Annotated in this window: 2 protein-coding genes; one reads left to right on the forward strand and one right to left on the reverse strand. The window is 54.4% G+C overall.

Annotation, left to right across the window (positions count from 1 at the left end):
- Positions 1–146 precede the first annotated feature (146 nt).
- The gene (locus tag EP867_RS18355; RefSeq protein WP_128490908.1) at positions 147–620 is read left to right on the forward strand and encodes a hypothetical protein; all 474 of its coding nucleotides are present in this window, start codon (positions 147–149) and stop codon (positions 618–620) included.
- Between the two features lie 193 nt (positions 621–813).
- On the opposite strand, the gene EP867_RS18360 is transcribed toward EP867_RS18355, so the two are convergent.
- Positions 814–1,827: a hypothetical protein gene (locus tag EP867_RS18360; RefSeq protein ID WP_128490909.1), complete on the reverse strand. Its 1,014-nt coding sequence runs from the start codon at positions 1,825–1,827 to the stop codon at positions 814–816.
- Between the last annotated feature and the right edge of the window lie 406 nt (positions 1,828–2,233).

The raw sequence follows: 2,233 nt of genomic DNA on the forward strand, positions 1-2,233 counted from the left end.
GGATGCAGGAAGCATAACTATCTCACGAAAGCCCGTAACCCATGGGGTCGGCTGCCCGCTTACACCATTGCTGCAGCCGAATAACTTCAACAGCTATCGTGCCCACACTGAGTGAGAGCCCGAAATTACAGGATGATAGGGTCTAAATGTCTGTTTCGAACCATGAATATCTTGGCAACTACGTTGTCAGCCTAGCAGCGTTTAAGGCCATGCCGCTTGAAGAAGATACTATGGGTGACTCCATCGGGTTCGTTTTCAAACTGGATGCGCCAGAGCTCGTTGTTTTGAAACTGCCGCAAAAGGTTGCGAATGCCCTCGCACAAGAGATCGGCAAGATGGTGGAAAACCTGCCGGACACCGCGTTTGATGCGCTTCAGCACAAGGCCATGGAGATTTTCGATCAAAATGTCCCGCTGCAAGCTGATTTTCCTGAAACGGTCTACCGGTCGGACGTTAGCCACTATGGGAAATTCATCCACGTGAATTCCTATAAGGACCATTTCAAGCTGGATGTAACGATGTTCGACAACTCCACTGTGCGTTACTCAATGCCTCTCGGGGTTGCCATGGCCATCCAGGACAACATTATCGCGGCCCTTGAAGCCGGAACCGATGCCTGATCCAGCTGCACCTCCGCAAGCCTGAGCCTTATTACAGATAAACCCCCGCCGCTTCAGGTGGGGGTTTATGCTTCCAGAGATTGCCTCGAAATTCTTTACGATGATCCCGGAAAATGGGTTGGCTGGAAGGCCGAACCGTCGAGATAGGTTGCCCTACAAAACGCTTGGGTGAGTCTGGGCTGGTCGCGCACAGCTACTGCGAGAGTGCGACTGGTGCGAAGGCCCGCGTGATCATGCCTTCCATCGCGGTTAAGAAAGAGGTGTTTTCCGCCACGCCCTCTCCACCTGTGGCCTGCCATAGCGCAAGGCAAGTGTCCCCTGATTGCGCTGTCGTGCGCCGCAGGCCTGTCGGTTCTTGCGGCCACGGCACCTGCAATGCCTTTTCTGCTTCGCCGCAGCTGTCGTAGCTAAGAGCGAGGAGCGTTACAGGCCCATCCGGGCTTTGCAGATCGGCAAGAACCCCTGCTCGATACACGACCGAAGAGCCGTTGATCCCCTCTCCGACGGCGCGGCCAAAATCTGCGGAAAACAGGAAGGCTTGCATCAAATAGCTATCTTCTGTCGGCATAATCCGTACAAATGCCTGTCCGTCGGGGGTGTCCAGTGCAGACGGCTGTGCCGTAGCCCGCATCAGGGCCTTTGCAGAGCTGGCTTGATAGACGATTGTGGGTGCGACTTTCACAATGCTTGCTGTGCCAGTCGGCCCTACCCAAGGATTTTCCGGATCAATGCTGGCGGGGTCGAAGACTCCCAAATCGCCGTTAGCAAACAGATCCTGCGCTTCATCTAGGGTTTTAAAACCTATTTCAGGTAATCTGGCCGCGACCTCTTGCGGAAAACCGCGTGGGCCACCCCAGATGACAGCCTCTTCCGGGCGTTGGCCATAAAGGCCGAAGAACTCAACCTCATAAGGGGCGAAACCTGCTTTAGCTTCAAAATTTTTGCTGTCTGCCGTGCCCATCGCTCTCAAAGCAGAGCTTTCCAATCCAACGACAGCACGCTGAGCCTGTGCTGCGGTGAAGTCCGTTGTTCCAAAAACCGTTGAAAGCGCGTGAAGATTTACGAATGCCGCGGGCTCGCGTGATTGGAAAATTTCGGCCGGAAGAGCCGCAAGGGCACGACTGAAATGATCATGCACATCTGCCTGTCCCCGCAACGGAATCATGATTGCCCCTGCGAGCAGCATAATCGAGTTTATCAGCTTCAAATTTTTGTCCTCGCTGCAGCTTGTTGGCTTTCACACCTTCATCTCTTTAGGACGCGGCGCTTCGTCATTTCCTTGGTTCTTACCAAGCTATGCAGCGCCTCCCTATCGGTTTTGCTCGACTGCAAGTCGAAACTCTTGCCAAGATGCGCCGGTATTGCTTTAATTGCCCCACTTTCTGCTTTGCAGAGTCCAGATCGTCGTCTGGGGCAGAGGCCAAAGACAAGCTGATCGTAGGCAGATACCTGCGGCGCAACGGCCCGAAAGGGTGCATCTCGTCTGATCTTAGGATCATTCAGGTGGCTGGCTTATGAAGCCTATGCGGTGGTTGTAATGACCTTGAGGGAGAGCGAGAGATCCCGAACCGCACCACAGTCTGAGGGATATGGCCCCTCAGCCACGCCCGTCC

The sequence above is a fragment of the Falsigemmobacter intermedius genome, from assembly GCF_004054105.1.
GTDB classification, from domain to species: domain Bacteria; phylum Pseudomonadota; class Alphaproteobacteria; order Rhodobacterales; family Rhodobacteraceae; genus Wagnerdoeblera; species Wagnerdoeblera intermedia.

Bases quoted from the DNA above. Each gene is read 5' to 3' on its own strand.
- EP867_RS18355 (WP_128490908.1), top strand. From the start codon at position 147: ATGTCTGTTTCGAACCATGAATATCTTGGCAACTACGTTGTCAGCCTA.